At 62.9% G+C, this 20,199-nt stretch carries 19 protein-coding genes; 8 read left to right on the top strand and 11 right to left on the bottom strand.

Translation table 11 applies throughout. The features are described from left to right. Window positions 1–7: 7 nt before the first annotated feature. The gene (locus tag ABZO33_RS24960) at window positions 8–1,189 is read right to left on the bottom strand and encodes an MFS transporter (protein WP_414538225.1); all 1,182 of its coding nucleotides are present in this window, start codon (window positions 1,187–1,189) and stop codon (window positions 8–10) included. A gap of 58 nt (window positions 1,190–1,247) precedes the next feature. Further along, on the bottom strand, window positions 1,248–2,051 hold the full coding sequence (gene dkgB / locus ABZO33_RS24955) for a 2,5-didehydrogluconate reductase DkgB (RefSeq protein ID WP_414538224.1): 804 nt from the start codon (window positions 2,049–2,051) through the stop codon (window positions 1,248–1,250). A 307-nt stretch (window positions 2,052–2,358) separates the two neighbouring features. Here dkgB and ABZO33_RS24950 point away from each other — a divergent pair, with 307 nt between their 5' ends. Continuing rightward, window positions 2,359–3,219, top strand: a complete 861-nt coding sequence (locus ABZO33_RS24950; protein ID WP_414538223.1) for an AraC family transcriptional regulator — start codon at window positions 2,359–2,361, stop codon at window positions 3,217–3,219. A gap of 77 nt (window positions 3,220–3,296) precedes the next feature. On the opposite strand, the gene ABZO33_RS24945 is transcribed toward ABZO33_RS24950, so the two are convergent. The 3 genes from ABZO33_RS24945 to ABZO33_RS24935 all read right to left on the bottom strand — a co-directional run bounded on the left by ABZO33_RS24945 (window position 3,297) and on the right by ABZO33_RS24935 (window position 7,162). Then, complete coding sequence (locus ABZO33_RS24945) at window positions 3,297–4,862, bottom strand: hypothetical protein (protein ID WP_414538222.1); 1,566 nt, start codon at window positions 4,860–4,862, stop codon at window positions 3,297–3,299. Window positions 4,863–5,031: 169 nt separating this feature from the next. Continuing rightward, window positions 5,032–5,526 (bottom strand): DUF934 domain-containing protein, encoded by a 495-nt coding sequence (locus ABZO33_RS24940; RefSeq protein WP_023629994.1) that lies wholly within the window; start codon window positions 5,524–5,526, stop codon window positions 5,032–5,034. Continuing rightward, the gene (locus tag ABZO33_RS24935; protein ID WP_414538221.1) at window positions 5,510–7,162 is read right to left on the bottom strand and encodes a nitrite/sulfite reductase; all 1,653 of its coding nucleotides are present in this window, start codon (window positions 7,160–7,162) and stop codon (window positions 5,510–5,512) included. The genes ABZO33_RS24940 and ABZO33_RS24935 overlap by 17 nt, the downstream gene beginning before the upstream one ends. A 216-nt stretch (window positions 7,163–7,378) precedes the next feature. Between ABZO33_RS24935 and ABZO33_RS24930 the strand changes: the two genes are divergently transcribed. Continuing rightward, on the top strand, window positions 7,379–8,455 hold the full coding sequence (locus tag ABZO33_RS24930; RefSeq protein ID WP_414538220.1) for an ABC transporter substrate-binding protein: 1,077 nt from the start codon (window positions 7,379–7,381) through the stop codon (window positions 8,453–8,455). A gap of 304 nt (window positions 8,456–8,759) precedes the next feature. On the opposite strand, the gene ABZO33_RS24925 is transcribed toward ABZO33_RS24930, so the two are convergent. After that, complete coding sequence (locus ABZO33_RS24925; RefSeq protein ID WP_094011402.1) at window positions 8,760–8,978, bottom strand: DUF2970 domain-containing protein; 219 nt, start codon at window positions 8,976–8,978, stop codon at window positions 8,760–8,762. Between the two features lie 46 nt (window positions 8,979–9,024). Then, the gene (locus ABZO33_RS24920) at window positions 9,025–9,966 is read right to left on the bottom strand and encodes a LysR family transcriptional regulator (RefSeq protein WP_414538219.1); all 942 of its coding nucleotides are present in this window, start codon (window positions 9,964–9,966) and stop codon (window positions 9,025–9,027) included. Window positions 9,967–10,106: 140 nt separating this feature from the next. On the opposite strand from ABZO33_RS24920, the gene ABZO33_RS24915 reads away from it, so the two are divergent. The 4 genes from ABZO33_RS24915 (at window position 10,107) to ABZO33_RS24900 (ending at window position 14,207) form a co-directional block, all read left to right on the top strand. Continuing rightward, the gene (locus ABZO33_RS24915; protein WP_414538218.1) at window positions 10,107–11,336 is read left to right on the top strand and encodes an acyl-CoA dehydrogenase; all 1,230 of its coding nucleotides are present in this window, start codon (window positions 10,107–10,109) and stop codon (window positions 11,334–11,336) included. 178 nt (window positions 11,337–11,514) lie between these two features. After that, window positions 11,515–12,912: a PAAR domain-containing protein gene (locus ABZO33_RS24910; RefSeq protein WP_414538217.1), complete on the top strand. Its 1,398-nt coding sequence runs from the start codon at window positions 11,515–11,517 to the stop codon at window positions 12,910–12,912. Further along, window positions 12,905–13,303: a hypothetical protein gene (locus ABZO33_RS24905; protein WP_414538216.1), complete on the top strand. Its 399-nt coding sequence runs from the start codon at window positions 12,905–12,907 to the stop codon at window positions 13,301–13,303. Before ABZO33_RS24910 ends, ABZO33_RS24905 begins: the two co-directional genes overlap by 8 nt. A 508-nt stretch (window positions 13,304–13,811) precedes the next feature. Further along, on the top strand, window positions 13,812–14,207 hold the full coding sequence (locus tag ABZO33_RS24900) for a hypothetical protein (RefSeq protein ID WP_414538215.1): 396 nt from the start codon (window positions 13,812–13,814) through the stop codon (window positions 14,205–14,207). A gap of 225 nt (window positions 14,208–14,432) precedes the next feature. Here ABZO33_RS24900 and ABZO33_RS24895 read toward each other — a convergent pair whose 3' ends face one another. Then, a complete protein-coding gene (locus ABZO33_RS24895; protein WP_414538214.1) occupies window positions 14,433–15,845 on the bottom strand; it encodes a purine-cytosine permease family protein in 1,413 nt (470 codons plus the stop codon). 270 nt (window positions 15,846–16,115) lie between these two features. On the opposite strand from ABZO33_RS24895, the gene ABZO33_RS24890 reads away from it, so the two are divergent. Then, the gene (locus ABZO33_RS24890) at window positions 16,116–16,541 is read left to right on the top strand and encodes a bifunctional (p)ppGpp synthetase/guanosine-3',5'-bis(diphosphate) 3'-pyrophosphohydrolase (RefSeq protein WP_023631215.1); all 426 of its coding nucleotides are present in this window, start codon (window positions 16,116–16,118) and stop codon (window positions 16,539–16,541) included. 6 nt (window positions 16,542–16,547) lie between these two features. Here the strand turns inward: ABZO33_RS24890 and ABZO33_RS24885 are convergent, their stop codons facing one another. The 3 genes from ABZO33_RS24885 to ABZO33_RS24875 form a co-directional block, all read right to left on the bottom strand. Continuing rightward, window positions 16,548–17,237 carry an endonuclease gene (locus tag ABZO33_RS24885; protein WP_046855152.1) on the bottom strand — a complete coding sequence of 230 codons (690 nt, stop codon included), beginning with the start codon at window positions 17,235–17,237 and terminating at the stop codon, window positions 16,548–16,550. A 6-nt stretch (window positions 17,238–17,243) separates the two neighbouring features. Continuing rightward, window positions 17,244–17,486 (bottom strand): DUF1654 domain-containing protein, encoded by a 243-nt coding sequence (locus ABZO33_RS24880; protein WP_414538213.1) that lies wholly within the window; start codon window positions 17,484–17,486, stop codon window positions 17,244–17,246. Between the two features lie 211 nt (window positions 17,487–17,697). After that, window positions 17,698–18,786 carry an asparaginase gene (locus ABZO33_RS24875; protein WP_050705237.1) on the bottom strand — a complete coding sequence of 363 codons (1,089 nt, stop codon included), beginning with the start codon at window positions 18,784–18,786 and terminating at the stop codon, window positions 17,698–17,700. Between the two features lie 342 nt (window positions 18,787–19,128). Between ABZO33_RS24875 and ABZO33_RS24870 the strand changes: the two genes are divergently transcribed. After that, window positions 19,129–20,073 carry a sugar ABC transporter substrate-binding protein gene (locus ABZO33_RS24870; protein WP_414538212.1) on the top strand — a complete coding sequence of 315 codons (945 nt, stop codon included), beginning with the start codon at window positions 19,129–19,131 and terminating at the stop codon, window positions 20,071–20,073. Window positions 20,074–20,199: the final 126 nt, after the last annotated feature.

The raw sequence follows: 20,199 nt of genomic DNA, 5'->3' as shown, positions 1-20,199 counted from the left end.
GCCTACCTCAGGCCGGCTTGCCCAGCGCCTCGTCGGTGGCCTTGCCACGCCCGCCCAGCCATACCAGCAGCAACCCGGCCGCAGCCAGCAGGCCACCGGCCATCGGCACCGCCGCGTAACCCAGGTCCAGGCTGATCACCGCGCCACCCAAGGCCGCGCCGACGGCATTGCCCAGGTTGAACGCACCGACGTTGATCGACGACGCCAGCCCCGGCGCTTCGGCCGCGGCGATCATTACCCGCATCTGCAGCGGCGGAACCACGGCGAAGGTGAACACCCCCCAGACCAACAGCGCAAGCGCAGCGCCGACATGGCTGCCCAGTACCAACGGCATCAGCAACATGATTGCCGCCAATGCGCCGAGGAAAATCCTTGCGGCACCGTCCAGCGACCAGTCGGCCAGCTTGCCGCCCAGGCTGTTGCCCAGGGTGAAGCCGACACCGATCAGCACCAGGCCGAGGGTGACGAAGCTGGCGGAGGCGCCGGTCAGCTCGGCGAGCACCGGCGCGACATAGGTGTACAGGGTGAACATGGCGCCTGCGCCGAGCACGGTGGTGGCCATGGCCAGCAGCACGTTGGGACGGGCGATTACCGCCAGCTCCTTGCGCACATGGGGCACGTTGCCGCGCTCGCCCTTGGGCAGCGCATACCACAGTGCGGCGATGGCCAGCAGGCCGAGCACTGCGGTGCCGGCAAAGGCCATGCGCCAGCCGACCTGCTGGCCGAGCCAGGTGGCGGCCGGCACGCCGCCGATGTTGGCGATGGTCAGGCCCATGAACATGGTGGCCACGGCGCTGGCCTGCTTGTCCCGGGGCACCACGCTGGCGGCCACCACCGCGCCCAGTCCGAAGAAGGCGCCATGGTTGAGGCTAGTGATCAAACGCGAGATAAGCAGGGTGTAGTAGTCCGGCGACAATGCCGACAGCAGGTTGCCCAAGGTGAAGATGCCCATCAGCATCATCAGCGCGGCGCGCTTGCCGAAGCGGCTGAACAGCAAGGTCATGATCGGCGCGCCGACCATGACGCCGATGGCATAGGCGGTGATCAGCATGCCGGCGCTGGGAATGCTGGCGCCGACGCCGTCGGCGATCACCGGCAGCAGGCCCATGGGCGTGAACTCGGTGGTGCCGATGCCGAAGGCGCCGATGGCCAGGGCGAACAGCACCCGTTTGGAGGAAAGCGTGCTCATTGGGAGCTCCGAAAAGGCGGTTGAGAGCGGGGTAGTGGGCTTCCATGCCCGGCGGATATCAGTCCCAGGCCGGCGCCAGGCCGTCCGGGCTGACTTCGCGGCCGTCGCGCTCCAGGGTGGCGATGCGCGCCATGTCGTCGGCGTCCAGGCGCAGGCTCTGGGCGAGCAGGTTGCTGGCCAGGTTCTCGCGCTTGGTCGATGAAGGGATCACCGCGTAGCCCAATTGCAATGCCCAGGCCAAGGCCACCTGGGCCACGGTGGCCTTGTGCTTGGCGGCGATTTGCGCCAGCAGCGGATCTTTCAGAACCTTGCCATAGGCCAGGGTCATGTAGGAGGTTGTGGTGATGCCTTGTTCCGCGAGGAAGGCGGTGAGCTTGCGGTTTTGCAGATACGGGCTGAGCTCGATCTGGTTGGTGGCGATCTCGGCCTGGCCGACCACGGCGATGGCCTGGCGGGTCAGTTCGATGTTGAAGTTGGAGATGCCGATCTGGCGGGTCAGGCCCTGGCGCTTGGCCTCGGCCAGGGCCTGCATGTATTCGGGCAGCTCGACGCCATTGCCGGGTGCGGGCCAGTGGATCAGCAGCAGGTCGACATGCTCGGTGCGCAGTTTGGCCAGGCTCTCGCGCAGGCTGGGGATCAGTTTGTCGGCGGCGTAGTTGTCGACCCAGATCTTGGTGGTGATGAACAATTCGTCGCGCGGCACGCCGCTCTCGGCGATGGCCTGGCCGACCTCGGCCTCGTTCTTGTAGATCTGCGCGGTGTCGATGGCGCGGTAGCCCAGCTCCAGCGCCGACTTGACCGAATCGATGACGGCCTGGCCGGTAAGGCGGAAGGTGCCCAGGCCGAAGGATGGAATGCTCATGAATATGCTCCTGTCGAGTGAGGGGATCGAAGCCCGGACAGTGGGTACGGGTTCGAACGGGTAGGCGTAGTGTGCGGTGTTCGGCGGGATTGATTAAGACGCCGATGAGCCAAGGTCCTTTGACCTGGAGTCATGAATTAGGGAATGGGTTGTGATTGCTGGTTGGGTAATAAAGGTTTCAGGAAGATGATGCATCCCGCATCATGGCAAACCTGCAGGTGGCTGTGATTGAGCAAACGCGGCTAGGCAGGCCTGAGCGCGGATCGACGAAGCTGTGGCCTGCCGTATTCCCAGGAGCACACTGACCTTGCCCGTCAACGTTCATTACAAGAACCGCTTCGATGCCGTGCTTGCCTATATCCAGGACAACCTGGAAGGCGATCTCTCAGTGGAGGCCCTGAGCGCGGTGGCGCACTTTTCGGTGTTCCACTTCCATCGCCAGTTCAGCGCCTATGTGGGTGTACCGGTTGCCCGCTATGTGCAACTGATGCGCCTGCGCCGTGCGGCCCACCGGCTGCTCGGCCAGCCCACGCAGCCGGTGCTGGAAGTGGCAGTGGAGGCGGGCTTCGAAAGTCCGGAAGCGTTCAGTCGGGCGTTTCGCCGGGCCTTCGGGCATGCGCCCAGCGCGTTTCGCCGCCGGCCCGACTGGCTGGTGTGGAATACGGTGTTTGCCATCCCTCATTTTTCCAGGAGCATCACCATGCAGGTACGAATCGTCGATTTTCCCGCTGTACGCCTTGCGGCGCTCGAGCACCGTGGCCCGGCCAATCAGGTCAGCGAAACCGTGCGCCGGTTCATCGACTGGCGCATGAGCAGCGGGCAATCGCCCGTGGCCAGCAGCCGCAGCTTCGGCATCCCCTACAACAACCCGGACACCACCGCGCCGCAAGATTTTCGCTTCGCCATCTGCGGGGAAATCCACGAGGCCGTGGTGCCGAACGTCCAGGGCGTGCGGGAGTCGAGCCTGCCCGCAGGGCGCTGCGCGGTGGTGCGGCATGTCGGCTCGCCGGATCATATCGGCGAGACGATCTACCCGATCTACCGTGATTGGCTACCGGGCAGTGGCGAGGAGTTGCGTGATCATCCGCTGTTCTTCCATTACCTGAGCATCTATCCGCAGACGCCTCTGGAACAATGGCAGACGGATATCTACGTGCCGATACGCTAAGCGCCAAGGCCGAGCGCAGATGAGCCCGCTTCTGCAGTCCTTGCAGGGGTGGGCTCGTCTGCGCGGCGGCGCCTCGGTCAGTCGTGGATCTTCGCCGGGTCGGTTTGCAACTGCCACAGCCCGGCATGGGCCGCCAGTTGCGCGTCGAGGTCGTACTGGCTGCCGTTGCGCCGGGCCTTCTCATCGGTCTTGAACAGATCGTCGAGCAGGTTCAGCAGGTTGCGCGAGCGGCTCACCGACTCGGGCGTGCTGACATCGGACTCGAGCTTGCCACCCTCGTAGGTGAGCACGCGCTTGGTGCTGGTGGCCTCCTGGGTGGCCTTGGCTTCCTTGAGCACATTGTCGACGAACGACAGTTCGGTGGTGCTGCTCGCCGTTTCGCTGAGCGTGTGGTAACGGTAGTTCTTCTCGTCGAACGGATCCGCTTCGGTGAGCTTGGCCGCGGACGCCAGGCTCGAATGCCAGGCGGCATCCAGCTTGGCCTCCTGGCGTTGCTGACGGGCAATGGTGGTGCCCTGGCCACTGGTCGAGGTCGATTGCGATACCTCGTAGGCGAAGCGGTCCTCCTCATCCAGGCGTCGCGCGTTCAGGCGGCTGGACGGTTGCACGATCGAGGCCTTGAAGTCGGCCAGACCGCTGAGCAGCGCACGGCTGTAGGTGTTCACCGCGTCGTTGTGGCCCGCCGGGCGCGGGCTGTTGTCGTCGATGCTGTTCAGTTGGCTGAAGGCATCCTTGAGCAGCGAGGTCAGTTGCGCATCGCCCTTGCCGCGTTTCTGCGCCTCGTCGAACTGGGTCATGTAGTTGTTCAGGGCGGCCTGGCGCTGGGCCTTGCCGCCGAGCAGCGCGCCGCCCTGGCTATCGAGGTCCAGCTGCACCTGGCCACTGGGTCCATCGAGTTTCAGGCTGCGCGTGGAGCCGTCCAGGCGCAGGTCGAAGGTTTGTTGCCCACCGCTGGGCAGGTCCAGTTTGGCGTTCATCTGCAGACCGCTGAACAGGCTCGGATCGAGCTTGACCAGCGCGCCGAGTTGCAGGCTCGGCGGTTGCCGGGTCAGGCCATTGATCGCCGACTGGAAACCGTCGGCCAGGGCGGCCAGGCCCTTGAGCTCGTTGGCGTTCAACTCGCCGCCCTGGACCTCTGCGTCAACCGCCAGGCCCCGTTCACCGTTGTACAAGCCCAGTTTCACCGTGGCGCCGGAGGCGGTGGTAAGGCTGAGGGTCACGGTATTGCTGGCGAACTCGCGCAGGCGTGCCTGCTGCAGACTGAGCGGGGTGGTGTCGGTCTCGATAACCTGCAAGGCTGACTGAGAGACGCGCTGGCCGCCGCTGGCCGCCAGCTGCTCCACCAGGGCACTGCCCAGGCCCTGGAAGCGGGCGGCGGTGGAGGTCGACTTGACCGCGCTGAACATGTACATGCTCAGTTTGTCCAGCCCGTCCTGTTCCCAGGTGTAGCTGGGCTGCGCGCTATCCAGCGTGCCTTTTGCGGTATAGGTCTCGCTATCGGGAATGCGCGTGTCCTGGCCCAGGATGACCTGGGCGCCTGGGGCGCTGGCGACGCTCGCGGGCTGGCGAACGATCAGGTTCTGCGCGGGAGCAGGTGGCATTTGGATCGGCGTCAGGCGTAGTGCCGAAGTGATCGGGCTCATCGTCGCTTTCCTTGCGGAGTGAAAAGGATATGCCCTGATATCGGCATGCCATCAGAAAACCTGAGCAAGCGTTCGGATTTTTCCTCGGTCATATCCGCACTGGTCGTCTTGCGGGTGCAGAAACGAATCGGCCCGCCAGAAGGCGGGCCGAGCGAACTGCAAACGACGATCAGCGGCGGCGGAACAGCGGCAGCGGCTCGTCGGTGGCGCCCTGGTAGGTCACCGAGAAGTCTTTCAGGCTCTGCAGCGCGTCTTCCGGGTCCTTGTCGGCACGAATGGCGAACGCGTCGAAACCGCAGCGGGCCATGTAGAACAGCTGGTCGCGCAGTACGTCGCCAATGGCGCGCAGCTCGCCCTTGAACTTGTAGCGGTCCCGCAGCAGGCGCGCATTGGAGTAGCTGCGCCCGTCGGTGAAGGCCGGAAAGTTCAGGGCGATCACCTGGAAGTGCTCGACGTGCTCGCCGATTTCCTCGGCTTCTTCGTCGCTGTCCAGCCAGATGCCCAGGCCGCCGTCGCGGGCCTTGAGCAGGCTCGGATGGTCGCGCCACAGCTGCAGCGGCACGATGTAGTCGTCGCAGTTGGTCAGTTCGTCGATCGAGACGTCCTTGGGCAGCAGGTGCCAGGTTTCGTCGACGATCTGGTTGTTCTTAATGATTCGCTGCATAGACGCGTTCCTTGAAGGGGTCGATGCCGATACGCTGGTAGGTGTCGATGAAGCGCTCGTCTTCGGTGCGCCGCTCGACGTACACATTGATCAGCTTCTCGATCACGTCGGCCATGTCGTCCTGGGCGAAGGAGGGGCCGAGGATCTTGCCCAGGCTGGCGTCGCGCGCGGCATTGCCGCCCAGCGAGACCTGGTAGAACTCCTCGCCCTTCTTGTCCACGCCAAGGATGCCGATGTGGCCGACGTGGTGGTGGCCGCAGGCGTTCATGCAGCCGGAGATATTCAGGTCGAGCTCGCCGATGTCGAACAGGTAGTCCAGGTCGTCGAAACGGCGCTGGATGGACTCGGCGATCGGGATCGACTTGGCGTTGGCCAGCGAGCAGAAGTCACCGCCCGGGCAGCAGATGATGTCGGTCAGCAGGCCGATGTTCGGTGTGGCGAAGCCTTGCTCGCGCAGCTCCAGCCACAGCGCGTGCAGCTGACGCTGCTCGACGTCGGCGAGGATGATGTTCTGCTCGTGGGAGGTGCGCAGGTAGCCGAAGCTGTAGCGCTCGGCCAGGTCGGCAACCGCGTCGAGCTGCTTGTCGGTCAGGTCGCCCGGGGCGACGCCGGTGGGCTTGAGCGACAGGGTCACGGCAACATAGCCCGGCTTCTTGTGCGCGCGGGTGTTGCGCGAGCGCCAGCGAGCGAAGCCCGGGTGCTCGGCGTCCAGCGTGCTGAAGTCGGTGTTGTCCAGGGCCAGGTACTCGGGGTCGACGAAGTGGCAGGCAACACGCTGTACTTCAGCCTCGGTCAGGGTGGTGTTGCCGCCACGCAGGTGGACCATCTCGGCCTCGACCTTCTCGGCGAACACTTCCGGGGTGAGGGCCTTGACCAGGATCTTGATCCGCGCCTTGTACTTGTTGTCACGACGGCCGTAACGGTTGTACACGCGTAGGATGGCGTCCAGGTAGCTGAGCAGGTCCTGCCAGGGCAGGAACTCGTTGATGAAGGCGCCGATCACCGGGGTACGGCCCAGGCCGCCGCCGACCAATACGCGGAAGCCAAGCTCGCCTGCGGCGTTGCGCACCGGCTCCAGACCGATGTCGTGCACCTCGATGGCGGCGCGGTCGTCGCTCGAACCGTTGACGGCGATCTTGAACTTGCGTGGCAGGTAGGCGAATTCCGGGTGGAAGGTAGTCCACTGGCGGACGATCTCGCACCACGGGCGCGGGTCGACCAGCTCGTCGGCGGCGACACCGGCGAACTGGTCGGTGGTGACGTTGCGCAGGCAGTTGCCACTGGTCTGGATCGCGTGCATCTGCACGGTGGCCAGCTCGGCGAGGATATCGGGGATGTCTTCGAGCGCCGGCCAGTTGTACTGCACGTTCTGGCGCGTGCTGATGTGCGCATAGCCCTTGTCGTAGTCGCGGGCGATCTTCGCCAGCATGCGGGTCTGACGTGCGTTCAGCTGGCCATAGGGCACGGCGACTCGCAGCATCGGCGCGAAACGTTGGATATACAGGCCGTTCTGCAGGCGCAGAGGGCGGAATTCTTCTTCGCTCAGCTCACCGGCCAGGTAGCGGCGGGTCTGATCACGGAACTGCTTGACGCGGTCCTCGATGATCCGCTGATCGTACTCGTCGTATACGTACATATAAGTCCTGTCTCAGGCTGCATGCAGCTAATCGCGCGCACGGCCGCGCACTCCGGGGCGGAGCGGAGGAACGATAGCAGAGTGGGTTTATGCGCTAAAGTGATGTTTTTGCATATGAAAAGAACCATTTGGACTAAGTGAGACTGACTGGCATTTGTCCGCTGTGGTACATCGCAGGGCTATAATCCGGGGTTTGCTTCGCAGGGATGTAACAGCATGCTCAAGGCCTTGTGCCAGAGCCTGTGCCTGAGCCTGCCACTGGCGGCGAGCGCGCAGGCCGCTTCGGTGGTATTTCTCAACCCGGGCTACTCCGATGAAACGTTCTGGGTCGACTATTCACGCTTCATGCAGGCCGCCGCCAGCGACCTGGGCATGACCTTGCGCGTGCAGTACAGCGAGCGTCGCGCCGACCTTGCGCTGAACCAGGCTCGGGAGGCGCTGCAAGGACCGCAGCGCCCGGACTACCTGGTGCTGGTCAACGAGCTGTATATCGCCCCCGAGATCATCCGCCTGTCGCGGGGGACCGGGGTCAAGCTGTTCCTGGTCAACAACGGCCTCACCGACAGCCAGGCACACAGCGTTCAGGCGCAGCCGGACAAATATCCTGAAGTGCTCGGCACGTTGGTCAGCAACGACGAGGAGGCCGGCTACCAGATGCTCAAGGCGCTGGCGGCGCAACTGCCCGCCGCAGCCGGGCCGGTCGACCTGCTGGCCTTCGCCGGGGTCAAGACCACGCCGGCCTCGCAATTGCGCGTGCAGGGCATGCACCGGGCACTGGCCGAGTTCCCCCAGGTGCGCCTGCGCCAGGTGGTGTACGGCGGCTGGAGCCGCCAGCGCGCCTTCGAGCAGGCGCAGATGCTGCTCGAGCGCTACCCCGACACCCGCCTGGTGTGGGCGGCCAACGACCAGATGGCGTTCGGTGCCATGCAGGCGTTCGAGGCGCTGGGCAAGATGCCGGGGCGCGATGCCCTGTTCAGCGCGGTCAACAGCTCGCCCGAGGCCCTGCGCGCGCGAATCGACGGGCGTTTGAGCGTGCTCATGGGTGGGCATTTCACCTTGGGCGGTTGGGCCATGGTCATGTTGCACGACGACGCCCAAGGGCTGGCGGTGGACCGTGACGGCCAGCGTGAGCACAGCGCGCCCGCCCTGCAACTGATCGACCCGGCCAAGGCCAGGCGCTGGCTCAAGCTGCTGGAGCAGGATGGCCACGGTATCGACTTCCACCGTTTCAGTGCCGAAGGGCGGCCGGCGGATTTCCGCTACCCGTTTCTCACGTCACCCGTCGAGTATTGAAAGACCCTGCTTGAGCGAAGGGCATTGCTGGACTTAACTGCTGCTTGTGAAGTGCATTCCCATAACCACTACAAGAGGCAATGCAATGGGAAACTCTACCAAGGTCCGCAAAGCTGACAGCAGTGTCGATGCCTGGGCGATCCTGTGTCTGATCGTGCTGGTGGTGGTCACCGCGGTGTACTGGGTCAGCCATCAATAGCGGATAACTGCTCAAGACCGTGAGAAACACCTGAACCGCCCGCGGAAGGGATATCCGCGGGCGGATTGCGTTTTGGCAAGCAGTATTGGCGGATCTGCCCCGCGACTAGCGCGCCGTCAGGTGCATCGCCAGCTGCACCAGGCCGATCAGCACGAAGATGAAGATCAGTGTGAACACTGTCCCCATCACGATGAAATGGCTGGCCTTGCCATAGGTGAAGTCGCGGGCGCGGTTCTTGCCGCTTTGCACGCCAAACGCCGCGGCAAGGATGCTCTGCAGCATCTGCCAGAAGGTCGGTGGCTTGCCATGTTGGCTGTCGTCCATGAGTGGCTCCTGGGTTTCAGAGGCAATCACCGACAGTGTAGGCGACTCAGGCCGATGCGATTGCCGGGCTTGCCTGCTCCTGGTCGTCCTGGGCCACCACCCGCTCGCACAACTCGATGATCTGCTCGCGCATCCAGCGGTTGGCCGGGTCCTGGTCGGTGCTCTCGTGCCAGTACAGGTGGGTCTCCAGCGCCGGTACCTCTACCGGCAGCGGTTGGTGGCGCAACTGGTGGCGGCGGGCGAAACGCTCGGGCACGGTCATGACCATGTCGGTCTGCTGCAGTACCTGGGAGGCCATCAGGTAGTGCTGCGAACGCAGGGCGACACGGCGCTGCACGCCCATCTTGCCCAGGGCCAGGTCGACGTAGCCCAGGCCGTTGCGGCGGCTGGAGATATGGATGTGGGTCATGGCCAGGTAGGTGTCCAGGGTCAGCTTGCTGTCGGCCTGGGGGTGGCCGGGGCGCATGGCGCAGACGTAGCGGTCTTGCATGAGCTTGACGTGGCGCACTTGCGGGTCGGTGTTCAGCGGCGCGTCGACGGCGAAATCCAGGCGCCCGGCGGCCAGCTCCTTGGTGGTTTCACGGCGCTTGCACAGAAAGCTCTCGATCACCAGGGCTGGCGCGAGCCGCCGCAGGCGCTGGAACAGCGGCGGCAGGATCACCGCCTCGGTGAGGTCGGTCATGCTGATGCGGAAGGTCTTGCTCGCCTGCAGCGGGGTGAAGATGCGGCTTTCCTGTACCGAGGTGCGCAGCAGCGACAGCGCGTTGCGTACCGGGCCGATGATGTTCTGCGCCATGGGCGTGGGCACCATGCCCTGGGCGGTGCGCACGAACAGCGGGTCGTTGAACGTCTCGCGCAGACGTGACAGGGCGTTGGACACCGCCGGTTGGGTGATGCCGACGATCTGCCCGGCGCGGGTCAGGTTGGCTTCGGTGTAGATCGCGTCGAAGACTATGAACAGGTTGAGGTCGACCTTGCTGAGGTTCATGGGCGCCGCTCTTTGTTGGAGTTATGGATCGATCATATATTGCTTATGAATGTTTATACACGAAGAAAATAGACTAGGTGGATGAAGGGTGGCTGTTCTAGGCTCAGGTCCATGTTCTTCATTGACGGAAGGTCGCCCCGATGGATTTCGCCTATTCGCCCAAGGTCCAGGCACTGCGCGAGCGCGTCAGCGCATTCATGGATGCATACGTCTACCCGGCCGAGCCGGTGTTCGAGCGCCAGGTCGCCGAGGGCGACCGCTGGCAGCCTACCGCGATCATGGAGGAGCTCAAGGCCAAGGCCCGTGACGAAGGGCTGTGGAACCTGTTCCTGCCCGAGTCCGAATATGGCGCAGGGCTGAGCAACCTTGAGTACGCGCCGTTGGCAGAAATCATGGGCCGCTCGCTGCTGGGGCCCGAGCCGTTCAACTGCTCGGCGCCGGACACCGGCAACATGGAAGTGCTGGTGCGCTACGGCAGCGAGGCGCAGAAGCGCCAGTGGCTCGAGCCGCTGCTGCGTGGCGAGATCCGTTCGGCGTTCGCCATGACCGAGCCGGACGTGGCCTCTTCGGATGCCACCAACATGGCCGCCACAGCCGTGCGCGACGGTGACGAGTGGGTGATCAACGGCCGCAAGTGGTGGACCTCCGGCGCCTGCGACCCGCGCTGCAAGGTGATGATCTTCATGGGCCTGTCCAACCCCGACGGCCAGCGTCATCAACAGCACTCGATGATCCTGGTGCCCACCGACGCAGCCGGCGTGAAGATCGTTCGCCCGCTGCCGGTGTTCGGCTACGACGACGCGCCACACGGCCATGCCGAAGTGTTGTTCGAGAACGTGCGAGTGCCTTACGAGAGCGTGCTCCTCGGCGAGGGCCGTGGCTTCGAGATCGCCCAGGGCCGCCTCGGGCCTGGGCGCATCCACCATTGCATGCGCTCGATCGGCATGGCCGAACGCGCACTGGAGCTGATGTGCAAGCGCTCGGTCGAGCGCACGGCCTTTGGCCGGCCGCTGGCGCGGTTGGGTGGCAATGTCGACAAGATCGCCGACTCGCGGATGGAGATCGACATGGCCCGCCTGCTGACCCTGAAGGCCGCCTACATGATGGACACCGTCGGCAACAAGGTGGCGCGCAGCGAGATCGCCCAGATCAAGGTGGTGGCGCCGAACGTTGCGCTGAAGGTGATCGACCGGGCCATCCAGATCCATGGCGGGGCAGGAGTGAGCGGTGATTTCCCGCTGGCCTACATGTACGCGATGCAGCGCACCCTGCGCCTGGCCGACGGACCGGATGAGGTGCACCGGGCGGCGATCGGCAAGTATGAGATTGGCAAGTATGTGCCGAAGGAAATGTTGCGTAGCGGGCACTGACGAGCATCGTGACCAGCCCGCTCAGGTTCGGCTGCACGCCTGAACAGGCTGGTTACAGGGTTGGTTTTAAGACTTTTCTCTAGGCGGAGTAGGAAAGGTCTCTTTCGCTTTTTCTCGGGTAACAGGGCGAACTTCATTTGTTAGGTTCTTGAGCTTTCAGGGCAAAAGGAACCTGCTCATGTATCGCGTCAGTCTTGATGGGAAAGGCCAGGCAGTAGATGGTGATGTCACCACCACGGGTGCAATCTGCATTGCCAGCGGTGAGGGTTACATCTGTGATGGGCGCAAGGTCCTGCGGGTCGGGGACTCAACTACCGAATGTCCGCTCTGCTGCCAACCTGGCGTCGTTGTAGAGGGCTACCACGGGTGGATTTCCGACGGTCAGCCACTGGCGATGGATGGTTCACTGGTTGCCTGTGGCTGCCCGGACGGCAGTAACAGGGTGGTTGCTCCTTTGGGTGGAATGGCGCCGTCCAGTCAGCCCATGCATGGCAGGCAGACGAACGCGGCGACGGCCCCCGACGCCCGCTCTCTCCATGCCCCAGCCAACGCACAGATGCCTGGCGCCATCGCGTCTGCGCAAGCCGGGTTGGAACCCGGTTTTCATATCGTTCCCCGCAGCATGTCCGGTCCCCAGGTACTGGCGCAGTTGTTGGCGCAGGACAGCACACTGCCTATTGCACGTATCGAGCGCCTGAACCCCACCTTCGACCAAGGTTTCAAGGCCGGTGAAATCTTCGTCCTCGGTGACCCCGACAACCACCACGCCTGCACCCGCGAGGAAGCCGACCTGATGGCTGCGGCGCAGCGGGCGCGGCAGGCACTGGCTGTGCTCGACGAGCAGGAGGCCAACTTCATGATGCAGCACATCGGTGAAATTGCGGGCGTGCTCAATGGCGCTAGCCAGTCCATGGGGGTGGGTAAAGACATGCTGGCCCGTGGGCTGGGGCAGGTGGAGGATACGCTCAAGGGGATTGTGCGGCTGCATCAGCGCGAGTTCGGTCTGCATGGGCACCTGAAAAGCCCGCAGTTCTTCGCGTCGCGCAGTGCGTTGTATCAACAGCTGAACGCGCAACTGCGCAGTGCATTCGTGGGCAAGTACCTGAACCTAGGGGGGCATGAAAGCTTGCGCAAAGGGCTGGGGATTTCCACCAGGAGCCTGGTTCATCATTGGTCCAAGGCCGGAGCGCCGGGGGCGATACCGGGATATGCGACGCACCTGGATGAGGTGGCGAAGATGGCCCGTTATCTTAAATATGGTGGCTACGTTGGCGTGGGATTTGGGGCAAGCTCGTCGTATCTTAAAGTTCAAGAAGCGTGCAAAGCGGGTGAAACAGATGAGTGCAAGAAGATTCGATTTACAGAGGCAGGTGGCTTTGCGGGCGGCTTGGTGGGCGGTGTTTTTGGTGGAGCTGCGAGTGGTGTTGCGATAAAGGCTGTCTGCAATTTTGGAGTCTGGGGAAAAGCGATCTGTGGTATCGCAACTGTTGGAGTGGGCTCATTCGCCGGCAGTGGCGGGGGCGTGGCCGGAGGAGAATGGCTGGGCGAGGTTCTTTACGAGGGTATTCATGATTGACTTGAGCGGGTGGCCCGCCAGCATGAAGCTCATACTGATTTCCCTACCTTTTCTGTTAATCATCACAGGGGGGCTGATCAATACCTACATCGCAGGTTCAAGTCACTTCGACGTCATGTGCCGGGCCTTTCGGCGCAGTAGTGGCCTTCGCGATGAAATTATGATTTGGGGGACCCTCAGTCAGAAGTCACGCATGGTGATTGTGAGTGCCATGACTTTAGGCCTGATATGGCCGTCTTTAGGTTATCGTCAAGGATGGTTGAGTATTGAGGACACTAAGGACTTTCCTGGCTACTTGAGCCGGCTGATGAAAATCAGCAGCTGCTGCTTGCTCTCGGGCTTTGCAATCCTGTTCTTGCTGATCTGCTTCACGAAGCTCACCCGATCATAATTGTGTGATGAAGGTCGATAAGTACCTGAAGTTGGGTGGACATGAAACCTGCGAAAAGGTCTGGGGATTTCCACCAGGGGCCTGGTGCATCAATGGTCCAAGGCCGGTGGGCCAGGGTCGATACCGGGGTATGCGACGCATTTGGATGAAGTGGCGAAGATGTCGAAGTATTTGAAGTATGGGGGGCATGTGGCGGTAGGGTTAGGTGCGACATCGTCCTACCCGAAAGTACAAGAAGTATGTCGTGCAGGGGAAACCGAGAAATGCAGAAAGGTTCGCTTCACTGAAGCTGGCAGCTTTGCTGGCGGGCTTACCGGTGGCGTTCATGGTGCACGGGTAGGCACCATGGTGGCCACCTTCTCTTGTGGTGCCGTAGGTGCTGTTAAAGCTGGCGTAGGGGTGCTGCGTGCAGTCTAGTGTTCGTGGGGGCAGGTTCATTCATCGGGGCCACAGGTGGTGGTATGGGAGGTGAGTGGCTAGGAGAAGCTTTGTATGAGTGGCGATCGAAATGAGCAGTTTCTGGTCGACGGGATGGGCCATGGTGTTTATGACGATACCGTTTTTGCTTTGCCAGATCGGATTGATCATGAGTTTAATGCTTACTCGTGATAGCTGTTGCGACCGTGTTGTCAAAGCGCTCCCCAGAAGTGCTTGGGTGGAACAGTGGAGACGTTCCTTCGATGAGCTAAGTTTCAGATCCAGGTGGTACTTTATAAATACAGTCAGTGGAGCGTTTCTCTACCCTTCTTATGTCATTCGCAAAGGCCTTTTTGACGAGGGCGAGGTAGTGGCTTTCCCTGCCGGTCTTCGATGCATGATGGTTGTATCTGCCTGGTTTTCCATTGTTGGATTTTTATGGTTGATATTTGCAGTGGCGTTGCTGGTGTTTACACGGGCTGGTTGAGCATCATTTACCCGTTAAGGTTACAGCTACAGGTCTGTTTATGATTGATTTGAGCTGGTGGCCTGTGGAGTTGAGGATAGTGTTGCTACTCACTCCTTTCGTCATTGTGCAGTCAGCTAAGTCCGCCTGCCATGTAGGATGATTCTTGGTGGTTGGTGGGTATGCCTGAGAATGGCAGAAGACCCGCCGCAGCGGGTCCCCTTGTCAACTTTCAGCCAGGCGGACTCAGACCCCCGCCGCCAGCTTCGCACCCACCTGCCGACGACGATACGCGCTGTCACGACTGGCCAGCCACCAGTACAGCGGCGAGGTGATCGCCAACCCCACCAGCCACGACAGGTCGGCGCCATTGATGTGTACGGACACCGGCCCGACATACAGCGGCGTGTTCATGAACGGGATCTGCACCGCGATGCCCACCGCGTAGGCAATCAGCGCCTGGGGGTTGTAGCGGCCGTAGATGCCGCCGTCGACCTTGAAGATCGAGTCGATGTCGTAGTCGCCCTTGTGGATGACATAGAAGTCGATCAGGTTGATCGCCGTCCACGGCACCAGCACCACCAACAACACCAGCACCATGTCGACGAAGTGGCCGATGAAGTCCGCCGAAGCGAACACCGCCACCACGCAGCAGGCGGCGAGGACGATCAGTGACAACACGGCGCGGCTTTTGGCGGTGGGGATCCAGCGGTAGGCGAAGGTCTGTACCAGGGTGATGATCGACAGCACCGCGCCGTACAGGTTGAGGGCGTTGTGGCTGATCACGCTGAGCAGGAACAGCACCAGCATCAGTGGGCCGAGGGTGCCGGTGGCGAGCTTGACCGCGTCCATGGTGTCCATCCCGGCAGGGATCGCCAGCACCGCGACCGCGCCGAAGATGAACGACAGGCTCGAGCCCAGGGCCGAGCCCAGGTAGGTGGTCCAGAAGGTCGAGGAAACCTTGACGTCGGCCGGGAGGTAGCGCGAGTAGTCCGACACGTAGGGCGCGAAGGCGATCTGCCACAGCGCCGCCAGCGACACGGTGGCCAGCCAGCCGGCCAGGTTGAAGCCGCCGCGGGTGAGGAAGTCGTCGCTCTGCACATGGCTGAAGATGTAGCCGAAGCCGACCACGATGCCGATGCCCAGCACCCAGGTGCCGATGCGGTTGAGCACATGGATGAAGCGGTAGCCGATGATGCCGATGATGCCGGAGCCCAATGCACCGATGACGATGCCCACGGACACCGGCACCGACTCGACCACGCCATGCAGCGACTTGCCGGCCAGGACGATGTTGGAGGCGAAGAAGCCGATGTACATCACCCCGGCGATCACCACCACCAGCAGGGCGCCGAGCGAACCGAACTGGGCGCGGCTCTGGATCATCTGCGGGATGCCCATCTGCGGGCCCTGCGCCGAATGCAGGGCCATGAGCACACCGCCGAGCAGATGGCCGACCAGGATGGCGACGATGCCCCACACCAGGTTGAGGTGGAACAGCTGCACGCCCAGCGCGCCGGTGACGATGGGCAGCGGCGCGATATTGCCGCCGAACCACAGTGTGAACAGATCCCTTACCTTTCCATGGCGGTCTTGCGGCGGCACGTAGCCGATCGTGTGTTTCTCGATGAGGGGTGCCGAATTGGCTGCACTGGTCATGACTGACTCCAAGGCAAGGTGGGGCATCGGGGGAGGCCCGGGTGCGTGCCGGCAAGGGGCGACGCGTTCTTGTTAGCGCGATGATGCGGCGCGGGCGGGGATCGAGAAATTAGTAAATTTGTGCTCATGAGCCTTAAAAAACCTAAGGCTGGCAAAAGCTATGGCGGGGGCGGCGCAAGCCCGCCGCCATGACGCGCTGGCGCCGAGTGAACACGCCCGTGGAGCAACGGCTATGCTGTCTAGTGCGCGGGTTGAGTGGGGGAGCGCCTCATGGCGACGCTGGAACGGGCCATCGCGATGGCCATCAAGGCACATGAAGGGCAGTTCGACAAAGGCGGGGCGGCTTACATCCTTCACCCGCTGCGGGTGATGGGGCGGGTGATCACCCCCGAGCAGCGCATTGTCGCGGTGTTGCATGATGTGCTGGAAGACACGCCGTTGACCCTGGCCGACCTCGCCCGTGAAGGTTTCCCGCTGAAGATCCTCGCCGCGCTGCTGGCGCTGAGCCGGCGCGAGGGCGAGAGCTACGAAGCGTTCGTCATTCGCCTGGGTGTGGACCCCTTGGCGCGCCAGGTGAAGCTGGCGGACCTGGCCGACAACAGCGACCTTTCGCGTATCCCCTGCCCAGGCCCGGCCGATGTGGCCCGGCTCTGCCGGTACCAGCAGGCCAGCGCCTACCTGCAGACGCTGGCCTGAGGGCCCTCAGCCGCAGGCCTTGAGGTTGACCGGGCCGACGAAGGCGTTACCGCGCCCCATCACGCATGCCACCTGCTGGTTGCGCTGCAGCTCCCAGGCCTGCGGCGGGTAGGTCTTGTTCCAGGCCTCGAACAACTGGCGGTCCTGTTTGGACAGGCGCAGGTCGTACTGCTTGCTCATGTAGAAGTAGGTGCGTGCGATCATCCCGCGGATCGACGGGCGCGGCATGACCTTCTTGGCCTTGAAGTCGACCTGGGTCAGGCAACTGCCGTACTGGCCATGCTGCTCGGGCAACCAGCCGAAGCTGAAGTTGCTGCGGTCGCCGTTGACCTCGCCGATGCTCGGCACCAGGTTGTGCAGGTCGGCCTCGGCGCGCTGGTAGACCTTGTCGTTGCGCGAGCAGTTCTTGCGCCCGCCGTCCTGCCAGCACTGGCGCTGATGGCCGATCTGCCAGGCCGGGACAATGTGCTCCCACTCGATCCGCGAGGCGCGGTTGAGGTTCTTGCGCGGCGCATAGCCGCACGAAGCCAGGTCGACCTTGTTGCCCTGGTACTTGCAGCCGCAATAGAACTCGGTGGACTGCGGCGCGTACAGCTTCCAGGCGACCTTCTTGGCCTCCTGGAAGGTGCGCGGGGCGTCGGCGTGGGCGAGGGGGGTGAGCAGCAGCAGGCAGGCAGCGAAAAGCGAAACTCTCATGTGCAATCAGTCTTCCTTCGGCACGGTCCAGAACACCTGCACACCGCCATCGTCGCGGTGGGCGAGGGTGACGTTGTCGTTCTCGGCGATTTCCTCGAGCAGCGTGGTCCAGTCGTCGGGCGATTCGTGCTCCAGGCGGAAGATCAGGGCGGCGCGGCTGCGCTGGGCGGTGGGGCTGTTGATGATCTTCTGGATGCGCTGACCCAGTTGCTCATAACTGCTTGGCGACGCGGAGGCGGGTTTGGCCACGGGGCTGTTCCTTGTTTTGCTGTATGCGCATACAGTATTTCACTGTAAGCCGTTTCGCAACAGCAGGTAGGATGAAAGCCGTATAAGACCGTGCTAGAGGGATTGGTTCCATCGACAGCAACGCGGGGCAAGTCGCATCGGCGGTTCGCCGATGCCACTTGCCCCGCGATGGGCCGGTATGTTCAACACACCAGCCCCAGGTGCAGGCCTGTCAGTATTCCCAGAAGATCCGCTGCAGCTCCTTGCTGTCCTGGGTCTTGGTCATTGCAACCATCGCCAGGATCCGCGCTTTCTGCGGGTTCAGGTCATGGGCGACGACCCAGTCGTTCTTGTCGTCAGGCTGTTCGGCGTTGCGCAGGACGAAACCGCCCTGGTTGACGTGGGACGAGCGGATGATCTGCACGCCTTCCTTGCGCAGCTCCTGCAGCGCCGGTACCACACGCGACGATACCGAACCATTGCCGGTGCCGGCGTGGATGATCGCCTTGGCGCCGCCTTGGGCCAGCGCCTTGTAGGCGGTGTCGGTCACGTTGCCGTAGCCGTAGGCGATGTCCACGGCCGGCAGCTTGCTGATGGTCTTGATGTCGAACTCGGAGTTGACGGTGTGGCGCTTGGCCGGCAGGCGGAAGAAGTACGACTTGCCTTCCACTACCATGCCCAGCGGGCCCCACTGGCTCTTGAAGGCTTCGGTCTTGATGTTGACCGCCTTGCTCACGTCGCGACCGGACTGGATCTCGTCGTTCATGGTCACCAGCACGCCCTTGCCGCGTGCGTCCTTGCTGCTGGCCACGGCCACGGCGTTGTACAGGTTGAGCATGCCGTCGGCGGACATCGCGGTGCCCGGGCGCATCGAGCCGACCACGATGATCGGCTTGTCGGTCTTCTCCACCAGGTTGAGGAAGTAGGCGGTCTCTTCCAGGGTGTCGGTGCCGTGGGTGATGACGATGCCATCGACGTCCTTGCTGTCGGCCAGTTCGGCGACGCGCTTGCCCAGTTTGAGCAGGTCGTCGTTGCCGATGCTTTCCGAAGCGACCTGCATCACCTGCTCGCCGCGCACGTTGGCCAGGTCCTTCAGCTCTGGCACGCCGGCGATCAGCTTGTCGATGCCTACCTTGGCAGCCTGGTAGGTGGCGCTGTTGGCGGCGCTGGCGCCAGCGCCGGCGATGGTGCCGCCGGTGGCGAGGATGACCACGTTGGCGAGCTTCTGTTGTTGCGCGGCTTCCTTGGCGGAAACGGTGGTCGGCAGTACCAGCAGCAGCGCCAGGGCGCTCGGTGCGAAGGTCTTGATAGCGGTTTTCATCATTTCTGCTTCTCTCTTCCTGGAGGAGATGTGCGTTATGTCGCACTGGAGTAAAGGCAGATTTCGTACCAGTAACTACCGTTCGTCGTATTTCATCTTGAAACCCCTGTTGCGACTGGGGGTACTCGACGCGACCACAGGGTCAGCGGAGGGTGCAAGTGTTCGGTTGACCGAATTTTTGCAGGAAATATGTTCGGTTTTTCGGATGAATTGCGGATAATCCGACGCGCGTAGCTGTGGCGGCCTACGCAATGGATTTGACAAAACTGGCGCCTGTTTCCATAGTTGGTCACCGCAAACGTTTGCGATCCGATAAAAACCACAAGATTCGGAGTCATTTCCATGAAACTGCCGTTCCCCGGCCGTCCGCTGGCCCTCGCCGTTTTCTCCTCGCTGCTCTTTTCCCTGTCCACCGCCCACGCCGAGGAAGCGCCCAAGGTCGCCCTGGTGATGAAGTCCCTTGCCAATGAGTTCTTCCGCACCATGGAAGACGGCGCCAAGGATTATCAGAAAACCCATGCCAGCGAATTCGAGCTGATCGCCAACGGCATCAAGAACGAGACCGACACCGGCGAGCAGATCCGTATCGTCGAGCAGATGGTCAACTCAGGCGCCAAGGCCCTGGTCATCGCCCCGGCCGACTCCAAGGCGCTGGTATCGGCGGTGAAGAAGGCCATGGACAAAGGCGTGATCGTGATCAACATCGATAATCGCCTCGATCCCGAAACCCTCAAGAGCAAGGGCATCAGCGTGCTGTTCGTGGGCCCGGACAACCGCAAGGGTGCCCGTGACGTCGGTGACTACCTGGCCAAGCAGCTCAAGGCCGGTGACCAGGTTGGCATCATCGAAGGCGTGCCGACCACCACCAACGCCCAGCAGCGTACCGCCGGCTTCAAGGACGCCATGCAAGCCGCGCAGATGAAGATCGTCTCGGTGCAATCCGGCAACTGGGAGATCGACAAGGGCAACGCCGTGGCCGCCTCGATGCTCAACGAATACCCCGACCTGAAGGCGCTGCTGGCCGGCAACGACAGCATGGCCCTGGGGGCTGTCTCGGCCGTGCGCGCCGCCGGCAAGACCGGCCAGGTGCAGGTGGTCGGCTACGACAACATCAAGGCCATCGAGCCGATGCTCAAGGATGGTCGCGTGCTCGCCACCCTCGACCAGGCGGCCAGCCAGCAGGCGGTGTATGGCATCCAGGCGGCGCTGAAGATGCTCAAGGGCGAGCAGCCGGGCGTGGATGCCGACAACGTCATCCAGACCCCGGTCAAGCTGATTACCAAGTGAAGTGATATCGCGGGGGCGTGGGAGCGGGCTAGCCCCGCGATGGCGTCGGAAGATGCAGCAAAAGTGTCTGCCCTGACGCCATCGCGGGGCAAGCCCGCTCCCACGAAAGCCCGCCTTATAAACGCG

The sequence above is a fragment of the Pseudomonas sp. CAM1A genome (assembly GCF_047501685.1).
Classification (GTDB): Bacteria; Pseudomonadota; Gammaproteobacteria; order Pseudomonadales; family Pseudomonadaceae; genus Aquipseudomonas.
The sequence above is the reverse complement of the archived record's forward strand: the minus strand, read 5'-3'. Positions and strand labels throughout refer to the sequence as shown.

Coding starts and splice junctions, on each gene's coding strand:
- ABZO33_RS24875 (WP_050705237.1), bottom strand. CDS start 18,786: ATGAAAACCGCTATCAAGACCTTCGCACCGAGCGCCCTGGCGCTGCTG.
- ABZO33_RS24915 (WP_414538218.1), top strand. CDS start 10,107: ATGGATTTCGCCTATTCGCCCAAGGTCCAGGCACTGCGCGAGCGCGTC.
- ABZO33_RS24940 (WP_023629994.1), bottom strand. CDS start 5,526: ATGCAGCGAATCATTAAGAACAACCAGATCGTCGACGAAACCTGGCAC.
- ABZO33_RS24895 (WP_414538214.1), bottom strand. CDS start 15,845: ATGACCAGTGCAGCCAATTCGGCACCCCTCATCGAGAAACACACGATC.
- ABZO33_RS24905 (WP_414538216.1), top strand. CDS start 12,905: ATGATTGACTTGAGCGGGTGGCCCGCCAGCATGAAGCTCATACTGATT.
- ABZO33_RS24900 (WP_414538215.1), top strand. CDS start 13,812: ATGAGCAGTTTCTGGTCGACGGGATGGGCCATGGTGTTTATGACGATA.
- ABZO33_RS24870 (WP_414538212.1), top strand. CDS start 19,129: ATGAAACTGCCGTTCCCCGGCCGTCCGCTGGCCCTCGCCGTTTTCTCC.
- dkgB (WP_414538224.1), bottom strand. CDS start 2,051: ATGAGCATTCCATCCTTCGGCCTGGGCACCTTCCGCCTTACCGGCCAG.
- ABZO33_RS24930 (WP_414538220.1), top strand. CDS start 7,379: ATGCTCAAGGCCTTGTGCCAGAGCCTGTGCCTGAGCCTGCCACTGGCG.
- ABZO33_RS24925 (WP_094011402.1), bottom strand. CDS start 8,978: ATGGACGACAGCCAACATGGCAAGCCACCGACCTTCTGGCAGATGCTG.
- ABZO33_RS24890 (WP_023631215.1), top strand. CDS start 16,116: ATGGCGACGCTGGAACGGGCCATCGCGATGGCCATCAAGGCACATGAA.
- ABZO33_RS24945 (WP_414538222.1), bottom strand. CDS start 4,862: ATGAGCCCGATCACTTCGGCACTACGCCTGACGCCGATCCAAATGCCA.
- ABZO33_RS24885 (WP_046855152.1), bottom strand. CDS start 17,237: ATGAGAGTTTCGCTTTTCGCTGCCTGCCTGCTGCTGCTCACCCCCCTC.
- ABZO33_RS24910 (WP_414538217.1), top strand. CDS start 11,515: ATGTATCGCGTCAGTCTTGATGGGAAAGGCCAGGCAGTAGATGGTGAT.
- ABZO33_RS24920 (WP_414538219.1), bottom strand. CDS start 9,966: ATGAACCTCAGCAAGGTCGACCTCAACCTGTTCATAGTCTTCGACGCG.
- ABZO33_RS24960 (WP_414538225.1), bottom strand. CDS start 1,189: ATGAGCACGCTTTCCTCCAAACGGGTGCTGTTCGCCCTGGCCATCGGC.
- ABZO33_RS24935 (WP_414538221.1), bottom strand. CDS start 7,162: ATGTACGTATACGACGAGTACGATCAGCGGATCATCGAGGACCGCGTC.